The organism is Actinomadura citrea, from assembly GCF_013409045.1.
Lineage (GTDB): Bacteria > Actinomycetota > Actinomycetes > Streptosporangiales > Streptosporangiaceae > Spirillospora > Spirillospora citrea.
Genome location: NZ_JACCBT010000001.1, coordinates 1,002,780 through 1,026,061, shown reverse-complemented (window position 1 = coordinate 1,026,061; position 23,282 = coordinate 1,002,780). Strand labels below are relative to the sequence as shown.

The following is a 23,282-nucleotide window of genomic DNA, read 5'->3' as shown; positions in this document are numbered from 1 at the left end:
GTCCACGACGAACGTCCCCCGAGCCGCTCCCATTCCCGCCCGGCTCAGGGGTCGCCGGCGGATTCGGCCATCCTTTCCACACCGCTCAGGAGCAGGTCGAGCCCGAAGGAGAAGTAGGCCTCCACGTCGGGTTCGTGTTCGAGCGTCCGCGCGTACTCCTCCAGGCGGGGGTACCGGCCGGCCGCCGCGGTCTCGAGCGCCAGGCGCTTGTCCCGCCGGAGGCCGGCCGTGTCGGCGCAGCCGCTCCCGGTGCCGGACGGCTGGGTCGCGATCAGGTTGACGACCCCGCCGAGCAGGTGGGTGGCGATCTGGAAACCTCGATCCACCGGGAACCCCGCCTCGCCCAGCAGCTCCAGGGCGACGTCGGTCGCGCGCAGGAAGTTCTCGGAGGCGTTCTTGTCCGTGGTCTGCGAGATCTCGGAGATCCACGGGTGCCGGCGAAACTCCGCGGTCAGCGCCTCGATCATGATCCGCAGCCGGCGCTGCCACGGCTCGGCCGGATCGATGTCAGCGGTGACCTGGCCGAACACCGCGTCGAGCATGCCGACGAGCAGCTGTTCCTTGTTCTTGAAGTGCCAGTACAGGGCCATCGGGGTGACGCCGAGCTCCTGGGCGAGCCGCCGGATGGTGACGGTGTCGAGCCCGTCGGCGTCGGCGAGCTTGAGCGCCCGGTCCAGCACGGCCGCTCTCGTGAGTTTCTCAGGGGCCACTTGACAACCCTACGCCGTACAAGCTCTCCTGTACAACGTAGATGTACGCCGTACAAGTACACCGTACAAGGACGAGGACCGCCCATGACCGACACACCCGGGTCCCGGCGCTGGACGGCGCTGGCCGCCGTCGCGCTCGCGACCTTCATGACCTATCTGGACAACAACGTCGTCAACGTCGCGCTGCCGTCGATCCAGCGCGACCTGGGGCTCACGATCTCCGGGCTGGAGTGGGTCGTCAGCGGCTACATCCTGGTGTTCGCGGGACTGCTGCTGGTCGGCGGCCGGCTCGCCGACGTCTTCGGTTCCCGCCGCACGTTCTTCACCGGGCTCGGCATCTTCACGGTCGCGTCACTGGCCGCCGGCCTCGCCGGCAGCCAGGAGGCGCTGATCATCGCCCGCGCCGTCCAGGGGGTGGGCGCGGCGCTCCTGACCCCCGCCTCCCTGGCCCTGCTGCCGAAGCTCTTCCCCGACCGCCGGGAGCGCGCCACCGCGATCGGCATCTGGGGCGGCGTCGGCGCGCTCGCGCTGGCGGTCGGCCCGTACACCGGCGGCGTCCTCAGCGAGAACGCGGACTGGGGCTGGATCTTCCTGATCAACGTGCCGTTCGGGATCGTGACGGCGGTGGTCGCGCTGGTGAGCATCCGGACGGCGGACGCTACCGGCGGCTCGCTGCGCCGGCTGGACTTCGGCGGCCTGGCCGCTTCCTCCGCCGCGCTGTTCGCCCTCACCTACGCCCTCATCGAGGGCGAGTCCCGCGGCTGGACCTCGGCGGTGATCCTCGGCACGTTCGGCCTCGCCGCCCTCGCCGCCCTCGCCTTCCTCCTCGTCGAGGCGCGCACCGCCCACCCGATGATCGACCTGTCGCTCTTCCGCGTGCGCGTCTTCAGCGGCGGCCTGGTCGCCATGGGCCTGTGGTCGTTCGGGACCTTCGGCATCTACTTCTTCACCGCCCTCTACCTGCAGAACTCCCTGGGCTTCAGCCCCACCGAGGCGGGTGCGGCGTTCGTCCCTATGGCGCTGTGCATGGCGGTGATGGCCGGCGCCCTGTCCGCGCGCGTCGCGGCGCGGTTCGGGGCCGCCGCCACCGTGGCCACGGGCCTCGGCCTCATGGCCGTCGCGATCGGCTTCATCTCCACGGTCGGCGCGGGCGACGGCTATCTCGACCTGCTCCCCTGGTTCCTGCTGTACGGCATCGGCGGCGGCCTGCTGATCCCGCTCACCGACATGGTCCTCGGCGCGCTGCCGACGAGCCGCTCGGGCATCGCCTCCGGCATGTTCAACGTCTCCCGCGAGATCTTCGGCCTGCTCGGGATCACGGTCCTCGGGGCCGTCCTCAACAGCCGGCAGTCCTCGCACGTGGAGCACGGCACGGCGGCACCGGCCGCCTTCCTCGACGCCTACCAGTTCACCCTGCTCATCGCCGCCGCGGCGACCGCGCTCGGTGTTCCGCTGAGCCTCTATGCCCTGCGCAGGGTACGTCCCACGGCCTCGTCGGCCCCGGTCACCGAGGAGGCCCTGGAGCCGGTCTCCTGAACGCACCCTTCATCGGGCGGCCGAGGGCACCGGCCGCCCGATGTCCGGACGTCTAGCCCTTTCGCAGCGCCGCGAAGAAGGTGCGCAGGTCGGCGGTCACCGCGTCGGGGACCTCCAGGGAGGCGAAGTGGCCCCCGGTGGGGAACTCGCTCCAGTGCACGATGTTGGTGTTGTCGCGTTCGGCGAGGGAGCGGATGGTCTGGAAGTCGTCGGCGAAGACCGCGACGCCGGTCGGCGCGGTGTTGATGGCCGGTTCGGCGCCGGAGTGCGCCTCGGCGTAGTGATAGCGGCCCGCGGTGGCCTGGGTGTTGGTGAGCCAGTACAGCGTGACCTGGGTGAGGATCTGGTCGCGGGTCACCAGGCTCGTGCCGTTGCCGAAGGAGTTGAACAGCTCGCTCCAGGCCAGCTGGCCGACCGGCGAGTCCGCGATGCCGACCGCGACGGTCTGCGGCCGGGAGGCGTTGATCGCGTTGTAGCCGCCGACCGACTGGAACCACTGCATATGCTCCAGCGCCGCGTACTCCTTGGGCCCGAAGCCGGCGAACTCGGCCGGGTCGCCCGAGGGGAAGGAGAACAGCTGCAGCACGTGCATGCCGAGGTATCCGGGCGGCTTGAGCAGTCCCAGCTCCCTGGAGACCATGGTGCCGGCGTCGCTGCCGTGCGAGCCGTAGGTCTCGTAGCCGAGTCGGCGCATGAGGGCGTCGAAGGTGCGGGCGACCCGCGCCATCGTCCAGTCCCCGCCGGACAGCGGGGTGCTGAAGCCGAAGCCGGGGATCGAGGGGACGACCACGGAGAACGCGTCCTCGGCCCGCCCGCCGTGCGCGACGGGATCGGTGAGCGGGCCGATCATGTCGAGGAAGTCCACGAACGAGCCGGGGTAGGTGTGGATGAGCAGCAGGGGGGTGGCGTCCGGCTCGGCGGAGGGCACGTGGACGAAGTGGACGTTCTGGCCGTCGATGTCGGTGAGGTAGTGCGGGAACTCGTTCATCCGCTCCTCCTGCCGCCGCCAGTCGAAGCTGTCGCGCCAGTAGTCGACGGTCTCGCGCAGGTAGCCGTTCGGCGTGCCGAGGTCCCAGTTGTCGACCGCGGCGGGACGGGGCAGCCGGGTGTTGGCCAGTCGCAGGGCGAGGTCGTCGAGCTCGGCCTGCGCGATCTCGACGCGGAAGGGGCGGATCTCGGAAGAAGCGGACTTCGTCGTTGTCATGCCCTCACGGTAGGACCCATATAGGAAGACTTCGTTCCTAATGATGCGGCATCATGCAGATCATGTTGGACACTTCGGCGAGGCTGCTCGCCCTGCTCTCGCTGCTGCAGTCGCGACCGTCCTGGCCGGGCTCCGAACTGGCCGAACGTCTCGGCGTGAGCAGCCGCACGATCCGCAACGACATCGCGCGGCTGCGCGAGCTCGGCTATCCCGTGGACGCCACGCGCGGGACGACCGGTTCCTACAGGCTCGGCGTCGGCACGAAGCTGCCTCCGCTGCTGCTGGACGACGAGGAGGCCGTCGCCATCGCGATCGGGCTGCGCGCCGGAACCGGCATCAGCGGCATCCACGACAGCAGTGCCCGTGCCCTGGCCAAACTGGAACAGGTGCTGCCGCACCGGCTGCGCCGCCAGGTGGCGGCGATCCACCAGTCCACCTCGCAGGGGCCGCAGAACACCGGTTCCAACGTCGAGGACCCCGAGGTCGACCCGGCTGTCCTGGCCCAGATCGCGACGGCCGTCCGCGACCACGAGTGGTTTCGCTTCGACTACACCACCGGGTCCGACGGCCAGGCGGGCGAGCTGCCCTCGGGCACGGCGGCGACGTCCGGGCACAAGCTCGTGGAGCCCTACCGGCTCGTCAGCTGGACGCGCCGCTGGTTCCTGGTCGGGCGCGATCCGCAGGCCGGCACCTGGGCGACGTTCCGGGTCGACTGGATCGCCCCGCGCATGCCCACCCGCCGCGTGTTCACCCCGACCCCGCTGCCCGGGCTCGACTACACGAGCTTCGTCCTGCGCGACGTCGCCTCGACGGGCTGGAAGGTGCACGCCCGGATCACCGTGTTCGCCTCCGCTCAGGAGGTGGTGTCGCGTATCAATGCCGCCGTCGGCGTGGTCGAGTCGGTCAGCGACGAGCAGTGCGTGCTCGTGACGGGCGCCGACAGCCTCGAGACCATCGCGGTGTACATCGGCATGCTCGGACTCGACTTCGAGGTCACGGGACCGCCCGGTCTCGTCGACCATCTCGCGGTCTTGGGCGAACGCTACCTGCGCTCCATCGGCCGGGCGAGCAGGAGTCGCGGCGGCAAAGGCGGCTGCGGTGATGCGAACCCGGCCCAGCGTCAGTGAACGATCCGCATTGGGACGCCCCGGCAACCCACGGCCTGTCCTAGCGGCGCGAGTTCGACATTGCCGTTTCAGGCCAGGGTCACTTCCCCACGACGGCCTGGACGGTCTCGACCTCTTCGCCCGCCTTCATGGTGAGCGTCGTACCGCCGGCGAGCGCCAGGCTCAGCGCCACCGCGGCCCAGCCGAGCGCAGGTCGCCATCGCGGCCTCCGGACCGCCCTCGGCTCGGTCGCGGTGACGCGACCGCCGACCGCGATGCGCTTCCTGACGGCCACCCAGGACGCCGCCTCGTCGTCGTCCAGCCCGCACGCCAGGACGAAGGCGACCAGCAGTTCCTCGCGGGGCAGGCTCTTGCGGCCGAGCGCGGTGGACGCGGTGGAGTAGGGCAGCACTCGACCGGCTTCGGCGGCCCGACGCTCCAGTTGCCGGTAGCTGAGGCCCGACCAGGCCTTGAGCCGGCGCAGCGCGGCGATGAACTCGGCCTCGTCGGTGGCCACGTCCGGTGACGGTGGCGGTGCGGTCACGTTCTCACCCCGATGCTCGTCGATCGCCCCACTATGCCCCACGCTGAACAGGCCGTACAGCGTCTCGCACAAGCTCGAACGGCCTGACCTCTTGATCACCGCGGCCTGCCGCGGACAGCCTCTGGCACATCCCCCGCGAGACACTGCTCTGGAGGTCGCATGCAACGGATCAATCCGCTCTCCTTCGCCATGGCGCTCACGACCGCGCTGACCCTGGCGGGCTGCGGCGGCGACGCCATGGGCGTGCCGAGGGCCGCCCGAAGCGCGGCGGAGCCCGTCGACCGTTCGATCGCCCGTTACCTCGACCGCACGCTGCCCGCGGGACCGGGCGGAACGGTGGTCGCCGCCCGTGACGGCGAGCTCGCGCACTGCAAGGGCTTCGGCCTGGCGGACCGGACGGCCAGGACCCCGGCCACCTGCGACACCGTGTACGACGTCATGTCGATCACCAAGCAGTTCACGGCGGCCGCGATCATGAAGTTGGAGATGATGGGCAGGCTCCGGACGACCGACCGGATCAGCACGATCCTCGGCCCGGTGCCCGCCGACAAACGTGGCATCACCCTGCATCACCTGCTGACGCACACGGCCGGACTGGCCGAAGGGCTCGGTGACGACTACGAGCCCGTCTCCCGCGACGCAATGCTGGACAAGGCACTGAAATCCAAGCTGCTCTCCCGTCCCGGCGCGGAATTCCACTACTCGAACACGGGATTCAGCGTGCTCGCCGCCATCGTCGAAAAGGTGTCAGGGACCAGCTACGAGCGATTCCTGGCGACTCACTTGTTCGCGCCGGCGGGAATGACCCGGACGGGCTATGTGCTGCCGGAATTCTCCCGTGCACAGGTGGCCGTCGAGTACGACGAGAACGGCACGAGCCAGGGCCGTCCGTTCGACCACCCCTGGGCCGCCGACGGCCCGTACTGGTACCTGCGCGGCAACGGCGGCATGCTGTCCACCGGCCGTGACATGTTCAAGTGGCACCGCGCGCTGCTCGGCGACACGATTCTCAACGCCGCCGCCAAGGCCGGGATGTTCGAGCCCCACGCCCGGATCCCCGGTACCGAGGCCGCCTACGGATACGGCTGGGGCGTCCTGAAGACCAAGGATGGCCGGGTCGCCTGGCACAACGGCGGCAACGACTGGTCCTTCGCCAGCTACAGCCGAATCCTGCGCGACGGCACCATGGTCTATTGGGTCAGCAACCAGGCCTCCCAAGCGGGGCGATGGAACCTTGAGGAACGCGAACTGGAAATGAACCAGGCCCTGGCCGACCGCGCCCGCGACAACGACTAGCCTCGGTCTCTCGCGAGGTCGGCCGGGTCGCGGCGCGGCCCAACCGCCGGAGGCGCGCACCGCCACATCGGCGCCGCCCGGCCCCCACGCGATCTCACACCGCGGTCCGCCGACGGGATCGCCTTGGGGAGTTCATGGTCATTCGTTTTCCGAGAGTTGCTCGGCACACTGCGCACCCCGGGTTGTTTTCAGATCTCCAGCCTATTACCGTCCATGTCTGAACGATTACTCTATGTAACCTCATGTCAGAGGATCGGGGAGAGCCATGTCGATCAGGCATTTCATGGGCGGCGCCATGGTGGTGGGCACCGTCGCGGCCGGAACCTTCGGCGTCGCAGGGACGGCGTCCGCCGCGCCCTCGTCCGCCGCCGTCACCGTCCACGGCGGGCACGGCAAGGGACACGGCGGGCATGGCGGGCATGGCGGGCACGGTAAGGCCACGGCGCCGGAGCGGGTCCTGTCCGACAGCGCCCTCGTCCGGGCCTCCAAGGCCCTGGTGCACTCGGCGCGCCGGCACGGCGACCAGCACGTGACGATGGTCATCATGGAACGCTCCGGCACCATCCGGCTCGTGGTGCGCCTTCGCAGGTCAGGCCCGCAGACCTACGAGTCCGCCAAACGCAAGGCCTACACCGCCGTGGCCTTCGGCCAGCCCACCAGCGCCCTGACCGGAAACGAAACGATCAAACAGATCCCCGGCACCCTCGTCCTGCCCGGCGGCGTCCCCGTCAAGTACAAGGGCTTCCCCATCGCCGGCATCGGGGTCGGTGGCGCGCCCGACGGCAGAATCGACGAAGCCATCGCCAACGACGTCCTCGCCGCCATCGGCCGCTGACCACGCCTTCCCAACCGGGGCGGTCTTCCGCCCCGGTTCGACCGCTCATCCCGACACACCGAAGCAATTCGCTCCGAACGCGTTCCGGAGAAGGCGGAAAACGAGATCTTCCCACAACTGTGAATAGTTCTCTCGCGCCAGTCACCGCGCCAACGGAAATAGCAGGAACAGAGCGGCGGGCTGACAACCGGCACCGTTCCCTGTAGTCTGGAAATCGAGCGCGGGAGGGCGCCACCGGGTCCGCGGGCAGGACAGAGTCCACCTCCATCTCTCCACGCAAGGCCACGACGATGACGATCTCTTCGGCCCCGTATGCGGACCACGGGGTGACGAGGGAGACGTCATGCGCGATCTGCCGGCCCGTCCCGACCTGGACCAGCTCCGCCACCAGGCCAAGAGGCTCCTGCGGGACGCCCGGCAAGGCGACTGCGAAGCCACGGCGCGGATCCACACCGTCTCGCACCAGACCATCCTGGCCTCCGCCCAGCTCGCGCTCGCCCGTGAACACGGTTTCACCAGCTGGACGAAAATGAAGCTGGAAGTCGAGCGCCGGGACGTGCTCAACAGCCGGGATCTGTCCCGGCTGACAAAACTGCTCGCCCTGCATCCGGAAATGGCCACCAGCCACCTCGAACGCTGGGCCGACCACGCCCACGAAGAGCCGCTCGGCTACGTCACGATGATGCGCTTCAGCCACGACCGGCTCGGCCTGCCCGACGAACTGCCCGGCACCGGCGCCGTCGCCAGGGTCCTGATCGAGGCGGGTGCGCCGGTCAACGGGCGCCCCGGCGCCCCCGAGACCCCGTTGATCACTGCTGCCAGCTACGGCGACGCCGAGGTCGCCGGCGTGCTCGTCTCCGCCGGAGCCGACCTTGAGGCCGTCTCGGCCCCCGACTCCGGAGGCGTCCCCGGCGCCACCGCCCTGGTTCACGCCGCGGTCTTCGGGATGACCGAGGTCCTGGACGTCCTGGTGGCCGCGGGCGCTCGCGTTCACGACCTGGAGACCGCCGCCGCCGCGGGAGACATCGGCGCCTGGCCGCTGGCGCACTGCACCCCGCAGAGCAGGCTGCGCGCGCTGGCGTTCGCCGCCGACCACCAGCGCCTGGACGTCATCGACGCGCTCGTCGCCGCCGGAACCCCGATCAACGAGGCGGACGCCGAATGGGGACGGCTGCCCCTGCACACCGCCGCGGGCAACGGCAGGCCCGAGGCCGTCCGGCGGCTTCTCCGCCACGGCGCCGACCCCGACCTGCGCGACCCCGTGCACCGGCGCACCGCTCTGCAGGCATGCGAGCCGCCCAACAGGCCCGCCCACAGCCCCGCCCACGACCAGGTCGCCGCCGTGTTGCGGCCGGTCACCGGAGTCGGCCGCCCGCGTCGATCCCGAGGGGAGCCGGCCGGCATCCAGATCCGCGTCGAGGCGTCCGACCTGCCCGGGCGGGAGTGGGCGCCGACCCCCGACATGCCCCCGTACCGCAACATCCATGTCGGCATCCAGCGACGCGGGCACCCTGACGAAGAAATGGAGCTGTACCCCGGCGACGCGGCCACGGCCGCATGGACCTTGGTCGCCACCACCGACTCCGGCCGGATGGGGATCGATATCCAAGGCCCCCAGGTCCAGGGCGCACCGGGGAGCCGGTTCATCCACCTCACCTGGGGTGTGGTGGACGGCGGCGCCTTCACGACGTTCCGTCGGGCGAAACTGATGCTCGACGCCGTCGACTCCGCCACCCTCCAAGCCGCTCGGCGGTACGGGCGCCTCGTCGCCCGGCTCCGGCTCACCGACCCCCACGGCAGTCCGCTGTGCTCCACGGTCCGGCCGCCTCTGGTCGACTGGTCGGCCGGACCGGTCGGCTGACGTCCGAGAGGGTCGGCCGCCGACGCGCGCCGGTCCTGGTCGATGAGCCCAGCATCCGGTAGCAGTGCACGTGCAGTTCTCGTTGGCAGCGCTCGACCAACTCGGCGAACGCCGTCTCGTCGCCTGCCTGCGCCCGAGCGACGGTCCGGCTCTGCTCGCGGAGGCTTTGGGCAGAGCCAGGGCGGTTCACTATCGCTGTTCGGCGAGCCACTGGTCGAAGGTGGTCGGCGTGATGCGGGCGTCCGGGGCGGGCAGCAGCACGTTGCCGGCCGTCTCCGGACCGAACATCGTCGACCACGTGGGCACGAGCTTCACCGTGCGGCCACGCGCCTCGTTGGTGCGCCGGGCCATGTCGACCAGGTCCTGCGGGTCGGGCCCGGCGACATCGGTGTAACGCCCCTGCGGCCGACCCGTCGCGATCTCGGCGAGCACGTCGGCCACGTCCGCGGGCGCGACCGGCTGCACCAGCAGCGGCGCGATCGTGGCGACGCCGTCCTGCTCGGTCCAGCTCGTCACCATCGCGGCGAAGTCGTGGAACTGCGTGGCCGGGACGATCGTCCATGGCACCGCACCGGCGGCCACCAGTCGCTCCTGCTCTCGTTTGCCGACGTAGTGCGCGTTGCCCTCGATGCGGTCGACCCCCGCGATCGACAGCAGCACGTGGTGGCCGACACCGGCCCGCTCCTCGGCGGCGAGCAGGTTCCGCGTGACGGCACCGAAGTAGGCCACCGTCTCGGCCGGGTCGGCCGCGGTGCTGTTGGTGACGTCGATGACCGCCTCGACGCCGGTCAACGCGTCGTCGAGCCCTTCGCCGCTGGTCAGATCCACGCCGAGCGAGCGGCTGATGCGCACGACTTCGTGGCCGTCCCGCTGGAGAGCGGCGACGGTGAGGGTTCCGATGTTGCCGGTCGCACCGGCTACGGCGATCCGCATGGTGGTCTCCCCTTGTCCTGATGATCGATCCGAACTTATCATGGACTAAATAGATCCATGATATCTGCGATAAACTCCGGCTGTGAAGCTGCCTGTAAGCACCGAGTGGGTTCTGCACTGCGCGACCACGCTGGCTCAGCTGGATCCGGGAGTCAGCGCGTCGACGGCACAGCTGGCGCTGTACTACGACCTGCCCGCCCCGTATCTCGCCAAGCAGCTGAAGGCCCTCGTCAAGGCCGGCGTGCTCACCGCGACCGCGGGCCCGCGTGGAGGATTCCGGCTCGCACGACCCGGCTCCGAGATCACCCTCCTGCAGATCGTCGAGGCCGTCGACGGCACGTCCGCACCGTATGAGTGCCGCGAGATCCGCCAGCAGGGCCGGGGGGCACTGCCCCCCGGCGAGTGCCGGAGCACCTGTGTCCTTGCCGCGAAGATGGCCGACGCGCACCGGGCGTGGCGGGACAGCCTCTCCGGCGTCACCCTGGCCGACGTCCTCGGCACTCTCCCGCCGTCGGCGCCCTCCCGCACCCGAGCACGCCTGGCGGAGATCACCTAGCCCGGACCTGCAGCCCGCCCGCTCTCACGGCGGACGCCGACGGCGCGATCAGGAGTCGATGGTGCGGTGCAGGGCGTCGCCGCCGGGCGGCTGGTGGTGGTCGGCGAACAGACTGGCGATGAGCTCCCCGCGGCGGGAGACGCCGACCTTCTTGAAGATCGCCTTGATGTGGTCCCGCACGGTGTGGACGGAGATGAAGAGGGCCTGGGCGATCTCGCCGCTGGTCAGCCCGCGGGCCACCGCAAGGGTGATCTCCAGTTCCCGGTCCGAGAGCCCGCAGGCCTCGGCGGTGAGAAGCGACACCTGCGCGGACGTGGCGGGCTCGATGACCAGCGCGGTGTGGCCGAACGAGCCGTCGGCCTCGCGCAGGCACGAGGCCTGGCAGACCAGCCACCGGCCCGCGCGATCGCGGATCCGGACCTCGGTGCCGCCTTCCGCCGTCGCACGTGCCCCGACGGCCATGCCGTGCATCCAGGCGGGCAACCGGATCCCGAACGGCGTGGGGGACGACGGGCCGGGCGGCAGGTCGTCCAGGTGTCTGCGCGCGTCGGCGTTGACCGAGATCAGATCGCCGGCGGAGTCGAAGAGCAGCAGACCGAGGCCCGAGGGGGTCGTCGTGTCCGGCCCGGCGGCAGGCCGGGCGAAGGAGCGCAGTCGCCGGGCGAGCGGCAGCGACAGGCTGGACACCAGCGCGATCTCGGATGCGGTGAAGGACGGGCGGCCCTCCTCGCGGAACAGGCTGATGTGGCCCCACGGCCGTCCGCCCACCCGCAGGACGGCGCGCAGTTCGTCGGCGAGCCCCCGGGGCCGCAGGTAGCCACGGTAAAGGGGACTTCGCTCGGGCAGGTCCCCGGTGCTCTCGCGGAGCGCCGCCGCGGGGACGGTGGCGCGGGCGAGGTTGCTGAACAGGTTGATGCGTTCGGCGAGCAATTCGTTGTCCCAGTAGGTCGCCGAACCCCCCTCGGAGAGGTTCTCGACCCGGACGGGCGCGGTCATCAGTCCGGTGAACGGATCGGTGGCCCGCCACACCGAGGCGTCGAACGGCACGAGGGCGCGCAGCCTGGTGGACGCCTCCGCGAACATGTCCAGCGCGTCCCGTGCCCCGTCGACACGGGAGATCAGGCCGGCCCGGCCGCGCCGGACGCGGGACGCCGTGGGGTCGTGCATGCGATCCGCCCTCCTGAGGCATCTTCAGGGAAGACGCGGTTCCGCTCGCTCCTATTCCGCGGACGGGCGGCCCTTGCGCGCGCTCTGCCAGGTCACGCTGTCCAGGAAGTGGACGTCGTACCGTTCCTGCACCGGAATCAGGCTCTCGGGGCGGTCCCGCCCTTCGGCGACGCGCTGCAGCATCCGGAAGTAACCGAACCGCTGGACGCCCGGAGTGATCCCCACCAGCAGATCGGCGCCCGAGCCTCGCACCGCTCCGAAGGCATGCGGAAGACCCGGCGGGATCACCAGGAAGTCTCCCTTGCCGAGGGACTGGATCTCGTCGCCGAGAAGGAACTCGGCCGCGCCGTCGAGGACGTAGAAGAACTCTGACGAGAGCAGGTGACGGTGCGGCTGCGCACCGTCCGCGCCGTCGGCGAGGGTGAGACGGCTGGCACTCAGGGCCGCACCGGTCTCCTCGCTGTCGGTCAGAAGCCCGAACCCCCCGCCGGAGGGCAGACCGAGGAGCTCCGCCTCGCCGCCCCGGACGAGGAGCGCGCTTCCGGTCGGCTGGGACGTGCTGGTCATCGAGGTCTCCCTGTGGTGCCCGTGAACGGTCCTCTGATCGTGCCGCCCGCGCCCCCGCGGTCTCCATCCCCCACTTGAGGGATTGGCCCCGCGCGCCGCCGCGGTGATGGTGATCGAGTAACTGACGGGAACTGCAGAAGGATTGATCATGCAAGCCGAATCCGCTCGACGGGCGTCCAAGCCCCTACCGGTTCGGAACGAGCCCGGCGCGGGCTCGAAGGGGCTGCGGCTCGGCATCCTGTTCGGCCCGGCGGTGTTCGGCGTCACCGCGGCAGGCGTCGCGCTGCCGAAGGTGGCCACCTCGCTGGGTGCGGCACCGGAGAGTGTCGCCTGGGTCCTCACCGTGCACGCACTGGCCCTGGGCGTGGGGACGGCGGTGTTCGGACGCCTGGCCGACGCCCGGGGCGTCCGGACCACGCTGCTGTCCGGTTCGCTGGTCCTCGGGCTCGGCGCGGCGGTGATCCTGCTGGCACCGAACCTCGGCGTCCTGGTCGCCGGACGGTTCGTCCTGGCGGCGGGCTCGGGGGCGATGACCTCCGGCGCCCTGGCGCTCGCCGCCGCCGGCGCCCCGGAGCGGCGCGCCGGCGTCCTGGCCGCCTTCGGCGCGACCATGGCGGTCTTCTCGGCGAGCGCGACGCTGGCCGGCGGGGTGGTGACGCAGTGGCTGACCTGGCGGCTCACCCTGGCGCTGCCGGTCCTGTCGCTGGCCGGAGTGCCGCTCTGCCTGCGTCTCGCCGTCCGTCCCGGATCGGGGAGCCGCATGGATCTCATCGGCGCCGGGCTGGTCACCGCGACGGCGGCCACGCTGCTGGTGTTCGTGCAGTCCCCCACACTGTCGCTGCCGGCGGGAGCCGTCGCGTCGGCCGGGGTGGCCTTCCTGCCCGCGGCCGCCTGCCTGGCCTGGTGGGTGCGGACCCGGCCCGAGGGCTTCGTGCTCCGGTCCCTGGTGGCCGATCGCGCCTTCGTCCTGGCGGCGGCCATCGGCGTGGGCGTCTACAGCGGCCTGTTCGCCGTGATGTACGTCATCCCGCAGGTCCTGGTGAAGCAGCAGGGCTGGAGCGTCCTCTCGGTCGGTACGGCACTCCTGCCGGGCGCGGTCGCCGGGGCCGTGCTGTCCCGGATGGCCGGGCGCCTCACCCCGGGACGGGGCGGCAACCGGCTGCTGGCCGGGGCCGCGCTCTCCTCCGCACTGCTGCTGATCTCGGCCGGGGCTTTCGGCGGCGGTCCCTGGGTGCTGCTGGCCGGAGCGTCCCTCGGCTTCGCGGCGTTCGCCGTCACGCAGGTGGTCACGACCGGCCTCCTATCGGCGCACATCGCACCCGCCCTGCGCGGGGGCGCCATGGGCCTCCTCAACCTCACGTTCTTCGCCGGCGGCGGGATCGGCTCGGCAGCCGCGGCGGCCCTGTCCCGGTCGATGTCCCTGACCGGCGCCCTCGCGCTCGTGGCCGCGCTCCCGCTCACGGCGGGCCTTCTGGCCCTCGTCCCGGGAGACCGGGAGCATCCGGTCACGGCCGCGCGGTAGTGCGATCGCTCCGCCCGCCCGCGAGCCCGAGGTGGCCTGGCCGGACGATGAGACCGCGGTCCAGGCCGGTGATGCGCAGCAGTTTGGCGACCTGCGGGCGGAGGCCGGACAGGTACAGGGTGATGCCCAGTCCGGCGGCACGGCGCTGGACGCCGATCAGCACGCTCAACCCGGCCGCGTCGCAGAAGGACACCTCGCCCATGTCGAGGATCAGCAACCGGGCGCTTCGAGGCAGTGCGGCGAGCAGATGTTCGCCGACTGCGGGGGCGGATGCCATGTCGAGCTCGCCCCGCAAGGCGAGGATGGTGATGCCCGCACGTCCGCGCGGGGACGCGGTGGCCCTTGCGGCGGCCCGAGAGCGGCGGACGGCGATGAACCCGGTGTGGCTGGCGTACCAGGTGGATACGGTGGTGGGCGGTTTGCCGATCATGGCGATCTCCGATCGCGGGATGAAGGGATCCGGGCCGTGTCGCTCGTGTCCCGGGTCAGCGCGACCTTGACGGTTCACGCAGTCGTGCGTCCTGCGATCTGGGGGTCTGGGGTCGCCCGGCCGCCGGCCCGTCCCACGGGTCGGCCGGAACGGTCAACGCGGCCAGCAGGTCGGGGGCCGGCAGATGGTCGGCGGGATCGGCGGCTGCTTCCAGGGCGGCCTGGGCCGCTGCGTGGCCGGTGGCGGCCGGGACGGTGAGCAGGTCGATGCGGCGGCCGTCGGCGTAGATCGCGGTGAGCAGCCCGGCGGGCAGGTGGTCGAACCAGCTGAGCCGGACCTCGCGGGTGTCGTCGGGGCCGTTGACGAGCAGTCGGCGGGGATGGTCGTCCCAGTCGGCCTCTCGCAGCATGACGTGGGTGATCGGCCGGTGGTCGTCGGGTGGGCCGTGGGCCTGCAGGGCCAGCAGCAATCCGGGCAGTTCGGCGACCGGGTCGGCCGAGCGGGGCCACCAGCCGCCGTCCAGAAGGGCGCGGCCCCGCCCAGAACCGGGCCGCCCGGCCGGGGCGGATGACCGCAGGGCCAGCCGGGGGGACGAGGGCGGCGGAAGGCCGAAGATCGTTCGTGGATCGGTGGTGGTGAGCATGCGTCTCCCCTTCTCCCTGGAGACCGCGCCGCGCCCAGGGCCGGGCTGTCGACCGGTCCGGTCCGGGCCGACGGGTCTGCAGCGTCCCCGTGGATGCGGGTCGATGCGGCAGAGCACGGCGAGCGAAGCGGTTCCGATCATCGAAACCAGCGACGAAACCGCCGGCCACCGTCGGATCACCCTCAAGGATGGGGATGTCGTCTTTGACGGATATCGTCACTCTAGCCGCCGGCCTTCGACATCGTAAAAACCTGGAGTAATGTCCGCCCAAGTTTTCGATATATCTTCCCCCGTCTTTTACATTCTAGGGTTTGACGGCGGCGAATTGCCAATGGCATTTCCGGCTCGTCCGCGGATGCCGAACCCGGTGCGGAGGGTCGCCGCGGCCCGTCACGCTCGATCGCCTCACCGGTTCCGACGGTCGCCGCTGGTCAGCGTGAGCGCAGCCTGTCGAGGCGATGGGCCGGTACGCCGAGCACGTGCAGAGCGTCGCCCAGTTCCTCGCGCTCGACGGCGCTCACCGGCGCATCCCTCATGTACAAGCCCATGAGCAGCTCGCCCATCGCCTTCTCCCACCGCCCTCGGGCGGCCGAGTCGGTGACGCGCCGCAGCGTCGAGGCGGGCAGCCGATCCTGGAAACGGCCGGGCAGGCTCCGCATGGCGTCGGCCAATTCCCGATGCTGCGCGGCTGCCGGCGGTGCGCCCGATGCCGGGTCGGGCGGGGGCGGGCCGGTGAGACCGAGCAACCGCATCATCTGATCCGTCGCGCCCACGGCGTGCCCTGTCCCTTGCATCGTCTTGCCAGCCCGGAGAGGGCGCCCGGGGTGTGCGCCCATGATTCCGGAGGTGTGGCCGGCTCATACCCCCGAGAGAACGGGCCCACTCATCACTGCTCGGCGCAGGTCATCGCCGGCAGCACCCCGGGGCGGGCCCGGTGGCGTAGTCTCGGTGACACCGGGGGCACTTCGTGCGCGGGCCGCCATGTCGGCGCCGTCTTCGGCGATCACGACCCGGTCCTCGACGACCGAGAACGGGGCCTTCGAGATGGCCCGCACAGTGTTCGACTCGCACGCGTTTCCCGACGGCGGCCCCGACCGGCGACGTGCCGCGGAGATCCTCGTCTCCCGTGAGGTCCGCCCCCCGGCCCCCGTGCCAACGATTCGGTGTCACTCATCGCCTACCTCCCGGGCCCGTACGGCGTTCCGTGATCGGAGATCACCCATGAGCACCATGAGCGCCGCGGCCACCGCCGAGGGCCTGACCGCGGAACCCGCCAGGGTGCGGGCGCCCGCCCGCCGGCGTCCCGGCCACACCATCGTCGCGCTGCACGGCGACCTGGACTCCGCCGCGGCGCCGGCACTGCGCGAGCACCTGCTCGGCGTGCTGCGTCCCAGCGGCCGGCTGCTGATACTCGACCTGGGCGAGGTGGCGTCCTGCGACGAGGCCGGGCTCGCCGTCCTGGTCGGCCTCCAGCAGCGCGCCGAGGCACTCGGGATCATCGTCCGCCTCGATGCCGCGAACCGGCAACTCACCGAACTCCTCCACCTCACGGGCCTGGACCGCGTGCTCGTGGTCCAGACGGCTCCGGGGGCCCAGGCCGTGTCCGCGGCATGACCACCAGAACTCTGGACGCGCCAGGCATGGCGGCCAGAGCGCACCGTGTCCGGCCACGCCGGTCGTACCGGACGGCCCCGATACGGCCGTTCACTGAGCGGGCGGGCACGTGATCCCCCGCGACTCGCTCCGCACACCGGCGACCCCGGCGAGAGGTTCATCGAACCCCGAGGGGGACGAATGACGATGAAAGACGAATACCTCGCGTTGATGAGAGGCCTCGCCGCAGGTATGGCCATCGCGCTGGCCGCCGTCTGCGCGGTCGTCGCCGTCGTCTCTCTGATCGTCTCCTGAACCGGCCGCCCGGAGGCGCCCGCGCAGCGCACCGGTAGCGGGACGCCTTTCGGGAAGCGGGCCGGCGGCAGAGCGCTCCTGTGGGGCCGAGATGCCCCTGTGGGGCCGAGGTGTCCCGGTGGCGGTGAGGGGCAGGGATCCTGATGTCCGACCAGGAGGAACAGATGAGCGGGCAGCCGCACGACCGGGTCGGCGCGGACCACGCGGGCCTGGTCGAGGCGATGAACTCGGCGATCGTGGCGGTCGGCGCGTCCGGCAGGATCACGGCCTGGAACCCCTGGGCCCGGCATCTCCTGGGGTACGCCTCCGAGGAGGCGCTGGGCCGGCCGGTGGACCGGCTCCTGCACCGCGTCGTCGAGGGCGAGCCCCCTCCGCGGCGGGACTGCCGCATCCTGCGGACACTGCGGACCGGTGTTCCCGACCACGCCGACGGCGACTCGTTCACCCATCATGACGGGCACTCGGTGATGCTGGCCTGGTCATCCGCACCGATCTACGCCGATGAGGCGGCCGATGAAGAGCACGGGGCGGGGGCGGTGGCCGGAGTGGTCATCGTGCTCCAGGACGCTGCCGAACGGCTCCGGATCGAGCGGGAACAGCACGACCGGATGGCGCAGGCGCGGCGGGCCAACTCCCGGCTGGCGCTGGTCGCCGAGATCACCACGGTGCTGTCGTCCACCCTGAACGAGGACGAGGTGCTGCGGCGGCTGGTCCGGCTGACGGTGCCCGCGCTCGGTGACTGGGCGGAGGTCGACCTGCTCATGCTCGACGGGTGCGTCGAGCGGGTGGCCGCGACCCACCGCGAGATCTCCCCCGCCGACATCGCTCGCCTGGAGGGGCCGCTGCCGCCGCTCCCCCGGGCCCCGCGCGGGCCGCTCGCGCGGGTCCTGCAGGGGGGCATGACCATGGTCATCAGCGGCGACGACGCCCGGCCGTACTCCGACGAGCCGCTGACCGCCGCCCAGCACGAACTCTTCCAGACCGTGGACGCCCACAGCGTGATCATCACCCCGCTGGCGGCCCGGGGCGAGACCTACGGCGCGCTGACCCTGGGCTACTCCCGCCCCGGACACGGCTACGCTCCTGACGACCGGCTCGTCGTGGAGGACATCGCGCGCCGCACGGGACTGGCCCTGGCCAACGCCCGGCTGTTCACCGCCCAACGGAACACGGCCGAGGCCATGCAACGCAGCCTGCTCACCCCTCTGCCCGAACGGGACGACCTGCAACTCCAGGCCCGGTACCGCCCCGCCGCCCAGGCCAGCTGGGTCGGCGGCGACTGGTACGACGCCTTTCCCCTCGCCACCGGCGCCACGGGGCTGGTCATCGGCGACATCATGGGCCACGACCTGCACGCGGCGTCCCGCATGGCACAGGTCCGCAACATGCTCAGGGCCCTGGCCTGGGATCTCGACGTGCCCCCGAGCACCGTCCTGGAGCGCCTGGACGCGGTGATGGACGCCGTCAGCGACGCCGAACTCGCCACCGCCGTGTTCGGCCGCGTCGAAAGGACCACCGCCGGATCCTGGTACCTGCGCTGGTGCAACGCGGGCCATCCCCCGCCGCTCCTGATCAGCCATGACGGCGCCACGACCTTCCTCGAAGAGCACGGAATGCTGCTCGGCGACCCCGGCCTCACCGATGCCCGCCCCGACGGCATCCGCGAACTGCCGCCGCTGTCCACCCTGCTGCTCTACACCGACGGCCTCGTCGAGACCCGCGGCACGGACCTGACCGACAGCCTCACCGGCCTTCGCCGCCACAGCGCCCACCTGGCCGAGCTCCCCGTGTCCGACCTCTGCGACCAGCTCCTGGAGCGTATGGAGCTCAGCGGCGAGGACGACGTCGCCCTCCTCGCCCTCCGTGTCCCCGAATGAAGGGACCGGTCCGGCGACCCGGCCGAGGGCTCGGGCGCGCGCACGCCCTCACAGGGGCTCGCTGATCCAGCGCCAACCGCCCTCGACGTACCGGGCACTGATCAGCTGCGCGCTACCGGAGTCCGCGACCTCGGCGATCATCCGGACCAGCCGGCGGTGGAAGTCCGCGGGCGGACGGCCGCTGGTCGCCGATCCCTCCAGGAGGGACACGCTGACCTTCGCCTCGTCGCGCAGCTGCACGGTCAACCGGCCGGTCTTGTCCAGACGCAGGATCACGATCGCATCGGCACGGATCAGGTCGCCTTCGGCGGCTGAAATCCATACCTCCGGTGCATTACCGCTCATGAGCCTCACCTTCCATGAGTCCAGGAGCCCGCGAAACGATCTCCCACCTATGCCTACCCACGGTCGCCGGCAGGCCATGGGCCCCTCGCCGGATGGGAGCCCGATCCGCCACCGCGCCGAGACGGCCGTCAGGACCCGCCCGCGCACGCCTCCGGCCGCGCGGCCGCGATCATCGCACGTCTTGTGGCATGGCGGGAGTGGGATGGAGGAGTTCTTGGCATGCCCGGGGTAGGAAGCCGACGTGACCAGCGTGGATTACGCGGCGGCGTTCGACGCGGTTCCCGCCGCGTGTGCGGTGCTGTCGTCCGACCTGGTGTATCTGGGGGTGAACCGGGCGTACGAGCGTGTTCTGGAACGGCCGCGCGGACAGCTTCTCGGGCATCAGATCTTTGAGGTCTTTCCGGGTGGCCCGTCCGGGCAGGGCGTCCAGGAGCTGCGTGCCTCCCTGGAGCGCGTGCTGGCCGAAGGCGACGTCGACGTGATGGCGCTGGTGCGGTACGACGTGCAGGTGGCCGGGGAGCCGGGGAACTACGAGGAACGGTACTGGGCCGCGGTGAACGCGCCCATGCTGGGACCGGACGGCCGAGTCGCCTGCGTGATCAACCGGGTCGAGGAAGTCACCGCCTACATTCAGCAGCTGCGGTCGGCCGGTGCGGCCGAGGAGTGGTCCCCGGCCGACCAGGTGGAGGCGGCCGAAGCCGAGCTCTTCCTCCGCGCGCAGGAACTCCAGGAGGCCAACCGGCGGCTGCGCCGGGCACGGCGGCGCGAGCGGCAGGCCACCGCCGCCGCCCGCGCGGCCCTGCGCCGGCAACAGCAGGTGGTGGCCGACACCTCCCACGACCTGCGCCGCCCGCTCACCGGCCTGCAGACCAGGCTGCAGGTGGCCCTGACCGACCCCCAGGCCGACTCGCGGCAGGTCCTTCACGCGGCACTGCAGGACGCCGAACGGCTCGGCGACATCGTCAGCGACCTGCTGGAACTGGCCCGGCTCGAAGGCAACGCCCCCTTCCCGACCGAACCGGTCGACCTGTCCGCGCTGGTGGCCGCCGAACTCGCACGCTCCGACCTGGCCTGCGCCACCACCGTCGACATCACCGCCGGGATCGTGGTCGAAGGCTCCGCGGTCCGCCTGGCGCGGGTGCTGTCCAACCTGCTGAGCAACGCCGACCGCCACGCCACCAGCCTGGTCCAGGTCAAGGTCTTCCAACGCGACGAGCAGGCGTTCGTCGAGGTCGCCGACGACGGCCCCGGCATACCCGCGAACGAGCGGGAAGCGGTCTTCCAGCGCTTCTACCGCCGCGCCGACGCCCGCAGCAGCGATCCCGAAGGCACCGGCCTCGGCCTGCCCATCGCCCGCCAGATCGCCCGCGCCCACCACGGCGACCTTGACATCGCCGACCGCCCCGGCGGAACCTGCATGATCCTCCGCCTACCCTGCACTCCTCCTTGAAGGGCATCGTCACGAGGGTGCGGGTGTGGTGTCGGCCGCGTGCCGGAGAGCGGTGTTCTCGGTCCTGATGCGGGCTCTCAGGAGGCCCAGGTTCACGAGGGTGAACAGCAGGGCGGTGAGCCAGCAGGTGTGCACCAGCGGCAGGGCGATGCCCTCGGCGACGACCGCGACGTAGTTGGGATGGCGCAGCAGGCGATAGGGGCCTTTGTCCACCAGCGGCAGGTGCGGAACGATGATCACGCGGGTGTTCCACCGCCGGCCGAGTGCGGCGATGCACCACCAGCGCAGCCCCTGGGCCAGGACGGCGACGCTCAGCATCGACCAGCCCAGGACCGGGATGAAGGGGCGGTCGAGCAGCCATGCCTCGAGCAGCGCGCCGCCGAGCAGGCCGACATGGGCGGCGACGATCCCCGGGTAGTGTCCGCGTCCGTACTCGACACCGCCCCTGCTCCTCGCCCAGCGCCGGTGCCGGCGAGCCACGATCAGCTCGGCGATCCGCTCGGCTCCGACGAGCGCTATGAGCAGCGTGAACCCGAGCACGAGTTCACCAGCGCAGCAGGAGCATCTCGGCGGAGAACCCGGGGCCCAATGCCATCAGCAGCCCGGGTTCGCCCTCCGGCGGGCGGCGTCGTTCGATCGTCTCCTGCAGAACGTTGAGCACCGAGACCGAGGACAGATTGCCGAGCTTTTGGAGGGAGTCCCATGTCAGGTCGAGCTCACCGTGCCCGAGGGCGAAGGCCTCGGCGATCGTGTCGATCACCTTGGGCCCCCCGGGGTGGCAGACCCACGAGGACACCTCGCCGGGAGACAGACCGTGCTCACCCAGGAAGGCGGCGACGTCATCGGCCAGCGTCGCCTCCACGTGCTCCACCAGGTCGGCGGCCAGGACGATCCGGAAGCCGTGCTCACCGACGTCCCATCCCATGAGCCTCTGGGTGCCGGGATAGAGCTTGCTGCGGGTCGCGACGACCTGGGGCCCCCAGCGGACCGGGCCCCCGGTAGCGGCCTTCCGGTCGCCTCCGACCGCCACGGCCGCCGCGGCACCATCCCCGAACAGCCCACTGGCCACCAGGTTGGCCAGCGAGTCGTCGTCGCGCTGCGCCGTCAGCGAGCACAACTCGACGCAGACCAGCACCGCCACCTGGTCGGGCCACGCGCGCAGATAGTCGTACAGCCGCGACAGGCCCGCGGCGCCGGCCGCGCAGCCCAGGCCGAAGATCGGTACCCGCTTGACGTCGTCCCGCAGGCCCAGGCGCTGGGCCAGGGACGCGTCCAGCGAGGGGGTGGCGACTCCGGTCGAGGAACAGAAGACCAGATGGTCGACCTGCGACGCGTCGACCCCGGACGCCTCCATCGCGCCCCGGACGGCCCGCTCCCCGAGGGACAGCGCGGTATCGACATAGGCGCCGTTCGCCGTGGTGAAACCGTCGAGATTCGCGTACTTGTCGATCGGCATGGCCAGGTACCGGCCCGTCACCCGGGTGGCGGAATGGAAACGCTCCACCACCCGCCGATCGGCCCCGGTCGCCCCGACGACCGCCTCGGTGATCTCACGCTGGTCGTAGTGATGTTCCGGCAGGACGGTCTGAACGGCTCCTACGCGCACATCTCCCCCTAAGTCCCCTCCCGGCTCCTTCCCCACCAGCGCGGCTTGTACCAGCGGGCGAGGATCGGTGCGGCGGCGAGGGCCACGGTGACCCTGCGACGGTCACCGTGGCCCGGGGGAGATGCTCACGCAGCGGGCAGCACGTTCAGCCGCTGCAGCAACTCACGGGAGACCGTGGCGCGCTTGGCGGCGTCGCCGTCCTTGGCGACGTCGATGTTCAGCGCGAAGGTGTACACACGTCCGCCGCGCTCGACCCAACCGGCCCACCAGCCGGTGCCGGGGCCGGGGGCGTTCTGCCAACCCGACTTGGCGTACAGCGTGTACCCGTCCTTCTCCTCCTGCTTGATCAGATCCCGGACGGTGCGCTGGTGCTCACGCGAGGCGGGCAGGCGCTCGAACGCCAGCCGCTCCATGAACCGGGTCTGCTCCACCGCCGAGATCTTCAGCGGGCCGTCCAGCCAGAACCGGTCCACCACCGGACCCGTCTGGCGGTTGCCGTAGCCGAGCCGGTGCAGCCACTGCCGTTCGCGCTGCAGACCGATGCGGCGGGCGATCACCTGGAACGCCGCGGCGTTGGAGATGCGGACGGCCTCCCGCATCGTCATGTCCTGCTCCCACTCGGGGAACGGCTGCGGCGTCCCGTCCCAGGGGATCACCTCGTCGGGGCTCTTGACCACCCCGGTCTCCAGGGCGACCAGCGCGTGCGGGACCTTGAAGGTGGAAGCGGGCACCAGCGGGGTCTCGGCACGCCGCCGGTCCACCACGGTCGTGCTCCGGGTCTTCACGTCCAGCATCGCGAACGAGCCGCGCACGCCCGCCGCGTCGAAGACGGCCCGCAGATCGTCACGCTCGGTGATGCCGGGCCGGATCTGATCGGCGGCGGCGACGACGGCGGCGCCGCGCGGGGCGGAGTCATGGGCGGCGCCGCACGCGGCGGTGCCGAAGAGGGTGAGCGCGGCGAGCGTGGTGGCACCCAGCCGGACGCGCAGAGTTCGGGAGGAAGGCTTGGTCATGCGGTCACTTGATCACCACATGACGGCCTCTGTCCAATATGGATATCGATCAATGAATCATAGTGAACTGCATATCGTTGCAGCTCACCCAAGCGATCCGGCGGTCAGGCGACGTGGCGCCCAACCGACCGCCGCAGCGCTTCCTGCCGGCGAGCGGTCCCGGGCGACGTGGG

At 71.2% G+C, this 23,282-nt stretch carries 23 protein-coding genes; 10 read left to right on the top strand and 13 right to left on the bottom strand.

Going from position 1 to position 23,282, the window contains the following annotated elements:
* Positions 1–44: 44 nt before the first annotated feature.
* Positions 45–710 (bottom strand): TetR/AcrR family transcriptional regulator, encoded by a 666-nt coding sequence (locus BJ999_RS05035; protein WP_179832197.1) that lies wholly within the window; start codon positions 708–710, stop codon positions 45–47.
* A gap of 84 nt (positions 711–794) precedes the next feature.
* Here BJ999_RS05035 and BJ999_RS05030 point away from each other — a divergent pair, with 84 nt between their 5' ends.
* Positions 795–2,246: an MFS transporter gene (locus tag BJ999_RS05030; protein ID WP_179832196.1), complete on the top strand. Its 1,452-nt coding sequence runs from the start codon at positions 795–797 to the stop codon at positions 2,244–2,246.
* A gap of 52 nt (positions 2,247–2,298) precedes the next feature.
* Here the strand turns inward: BJ999_RS05030 and BJ999_RS05025 are convergent, their stop codons facing one another.
* Entirely contained in the window at positions 2,299–3,450 is a 1,152-nt protein-coding gene (locus BJ999_RS05025; protein WP_179832195.1) for an epoxide hydrolase family protein, read from the bottom strand.
* Between the two features lie 62 nt (positions 3,451–3,512).
* Between BJ999_RS05025 and BJ999_RS05020 the strand changes: the two genes are divergently transcribed.
* Entirely contained in the window at positions 3,513–4,577 is a 1,065-nt protein-coding gene (locus tag BJ999_RS05020; RefSeq protein ID WP_179832194.1) for a helix-turn-helix transcriptional regulator, read from the top strand.
* Between the two features lie 79 nt (positions 4,578–4,656).
* Here the strand turns inward: BJ999_RS05020 and BJ999_RS05015 are convergent, their stop codons facing one another.
* The gene (locus BJ999_RS05015) at positions 4,657–5,100 is read right to left on the bottom strand and encodes a hypothetical protein (protein WP_179832193.1); all 444 of its coding nucleotides are present in this window, start codon (positions 5,098–5,100) and stop codon (positions 4,657–4,659) included.
* Positions 5,101–5,259: 159 nt separating this feature from the next.
* On the opposite strand from BJ999_RS05015, the gene BJ999_RS05010 reads away from it, so the two are divergent.
* The 3 genes from BJ999_RS05010 to BJ999_RS05000 all read left to right on the top strand — a co-directional run bounded on the left by BJ999_RS05010 (position 5,260) and on the right by BJ999_RS05000 (position 9,092).
* Positions 5,260–6,396: a serine hydrolase domain-containing protein gene (locus tag BJ999_RS05010; RefSeq protein WP_218934941.1), complete on the top strand. Its 1,137-nt coding sequence runs from the start codon at positions 5,260–5,262 to the stop codon at positions 6,394–6,396.
* Between the two features lie 265 nt (positions 6,397–6,661).
* Entirely contained in the window at positions 6,662–7,231 is a 570-nt protein-coding gene (locus tag BJ999_RS05005; RefSeq protein ID WP_229810231.1) for a GlcG/HbpS family heme-binding protein, read from the top strand.
* A gap of 343 nt (positions 7,232–7,574) precedes the next feature.
* Positions 7,575–9,092 (top strand): DUF5990 family protein, encoded by a 1,518-nt coding sequence (locus tag BJ999_RS05000; RefSeq protein WP_179832192.1) that lies wholly within the window; start codon positions 7,575–7,577, stop codon positions 9,090–9,092.
* Between the two features lie 189 nt (positions 9,093–9,281).
* On the opposite strand, the gene BJ999_RS04995 is transcribed toward BJ999_RS05000, so the two are convergent.
* Positions 9,282–10,025, bottom strand: a complete 744-nt coding sequence (locus tag BJ999_RS04995; protein WP_179832191.1) for an SDR family oxidoreductase — start codon at positions 10,023–10,025, stop codon at positions 9,282–9,284.
* 82 nt (positions 10,026–10,107) lie between these two features.
* Here BJ999_RS04995 and BJ999_RS04990 point away from each other — a divergent pair, with 82 nt between their 5' ends.
* Positions 10,108–10,581: an RrF2 family transcriptional regulator gene (locus BJ999_RS04990; protein ID WP_179832190.1), complete on the top strand. Its 474-nt coding sequence runs from the start codon at positions 10,108–10,110 to the stop codon at positions 10,579–10,581.
* Positions 10,582–10,629: 48 nt separating this feature from the next.
* Here the strand turns inward: BJ999_RS04990 and BJ999_RS04985 are convergent, their stop codons facing one another.
* A complete protein-coding gene (locus BJ999_RS04985; protein WP_179832189.1) occupies positions 10,630–11,748 on the bottom strand; it encodes a helix-turn-helix transcriptional regulator in 1,119 nt (372 codons plus the stop codon).
* A gap of 51 nt (positions 11,749–11,799) precedes the next feature.
* Complete coding sequence (locus tag BJ999_RS04980) at positions 11,800–12,315, bottom strand: cupin domain-containing protein (protein WP_179832188.1); 516 nt, start codon at positions 12,313–12,315, stop codon at positions 11,800–11,802.
* Between the two features lie 148 nt (positions 12,316–12,463).
* Between BJ999_RS04980 and BJ999_RS04975 the strand changes: the two genes are divergently transcribed.
* Positions 12,464–13,837 (top strand): MFS transporter, encoded by a 1,374-nt coding sequence (locus BJ999_RS04975; protein ID WP_179832187.1) that lies wholly within the window; start codon positions 12,464–12,466, stop codon positions 13,835–13,837.
* Here the strand turns inward: BJ999_RS04975 and BJ999_RS04970 are convergent.
* From BJ999_RS04970 to BJ999_RS04960, 3 genes are all read right to left on the bottom strand, one after another.
* On the bottom strand, positions 13,821–14,267 hold the full coding sequence (locus BJ999_RS04970) for an STAS domain-containing protein (protein WP_179832186.1): 447 nt from the start codon (positions 14,265–14,267) through the stop codon (positions 13,821–13,823). The genes BJ999_RS04975 and BJ999_RS04970 overlap by 17 nt on opposite strands.
* A gap of 55 nt (positions 14,268–14,322) precedes the next feature.
* The gene (locus BJ999_RS04965; RefSeq protein ID WP_179832185.1) at positions 14,323–14,910 is read right to left on the bottom strand and encodes a DUF5994 family protein; all 588 of its coding nucleotides are present in this window, start codon (positions 14,908–14,910) and stop codon (positions 14,323–14,325) included.
* Between the two features lie 431 nt (positions 14,911–15,341).
* Positions 15,342–15,581 (bottom strand): hypothetical protein, encoded by a 240-nt coding sequence (locus BJ999_RS04960; protein ID WP_179832184.1) that lies wholly within the window; start codon positions 15,579–15,581, stop codon positions 15,342–15,344.
* Between the two features lie 550 nt (positions 15,582–16,131).
* On the opposite strand from BJ999_RS04960, the gene BJ999_RS04955 reads away from it, so the two are divergent.
* Positions 16,132–16,524 (top strand): STAS domain-containing protein, encoded by a 393-nt coding sequence (locus BJ999_RS04955; protein WP_179832183.1) that lies wholly within the window; start codon positions 16,132–16,134, stop codon positions 16,522–16,524.
* A 437-nt stretch (positions 16,525–16,961) separates the two neighbouring features.
* Positions 16,962–18,695, top strand: a complete 1,734-nt coding sequence (locus tag BJ999_RS04950; RefSeq protein WP_179832182.1) for a SpoIIE family protein phosphatase — start codon at positions 16,962–16,964, stop codon at positions 18,693–18,695.
* A gap of 48 nt (positions 18,696–18,743) precedes the next feature.
* On the opposite strand, the gene BJ999_RS04945 is transcribed toward BJ999_RS04950, so the two are convergent.
* Positions 18,744–19,040: a hypothetical protein gene (locus tag BJ999_RS04945; RefSeq protein WP_179832181.1), complete on the bottom strand. Its 297-nt coding sequence runs from the start codon at positions 19,038–19,040 to the stop codon at positions 18,744–18,746.
* A gap of 241 nt (positions 19,041–19,281) precedes the next feature.
* Between BJ999_RS04945 and BJ999_RS04940 the strand changes: the two genes are divergently transcribed.
* Positions 19,282–20,490, top strand: a complete 1,209-nt coding sequence (locus BJ999_RS04940; RefSeq protein WP_179832180.1) for a PAS domain-containing sensor histidine kinase — start codon at positions 19,282–19,284, stop codon at positions 20,488–20,490.
* 9 nt (positions 20,491–20,499) lie between these two features.
* Here BJ999_RS04940 and BJ999_RS04935 read toward each other — a convergent pair whose 3' ends face one another.
* The 3 genes from BJ999_RS04935 to blaOXA form a co-directional block, all read right to left on the bottom strand.
* Positions 20,500–21,030, bottom strand: a complete 531-nt coding sequence (locus BJ999_RS04935) for an isoprenylcysteine carboxyl methyltransferase family protein (RefSeq protein WP_179832179.1) — start codon at positions 21,028–21,030, stop codon at positions 20,500–20,502.
* Between the two features lie 4 nt (positions 21,031–21,034).
* Entirely contained in the window at positions 21,035–22,096 is a 1,062-nt protein-coding gene (locus BJ999_RS04930) for a type III polyketide synthase (protein ID WP_179832178.1), read from the bottom strand.
* Between the two features lie 125 nt (positions 22,097–22,221).
* Positions 22,222–23,109, bottom strand: coding sequence for a class D beta-lactamase (gene blaOXA / locus BJ999_RS04925; protein WP_179832177.1), 888 nt, complete (start codon positions 23,107–23,109; stop codon positions 22,222–22,224).
* Positions 23,110–23,282: the final 173 nt, after the last annotated feature.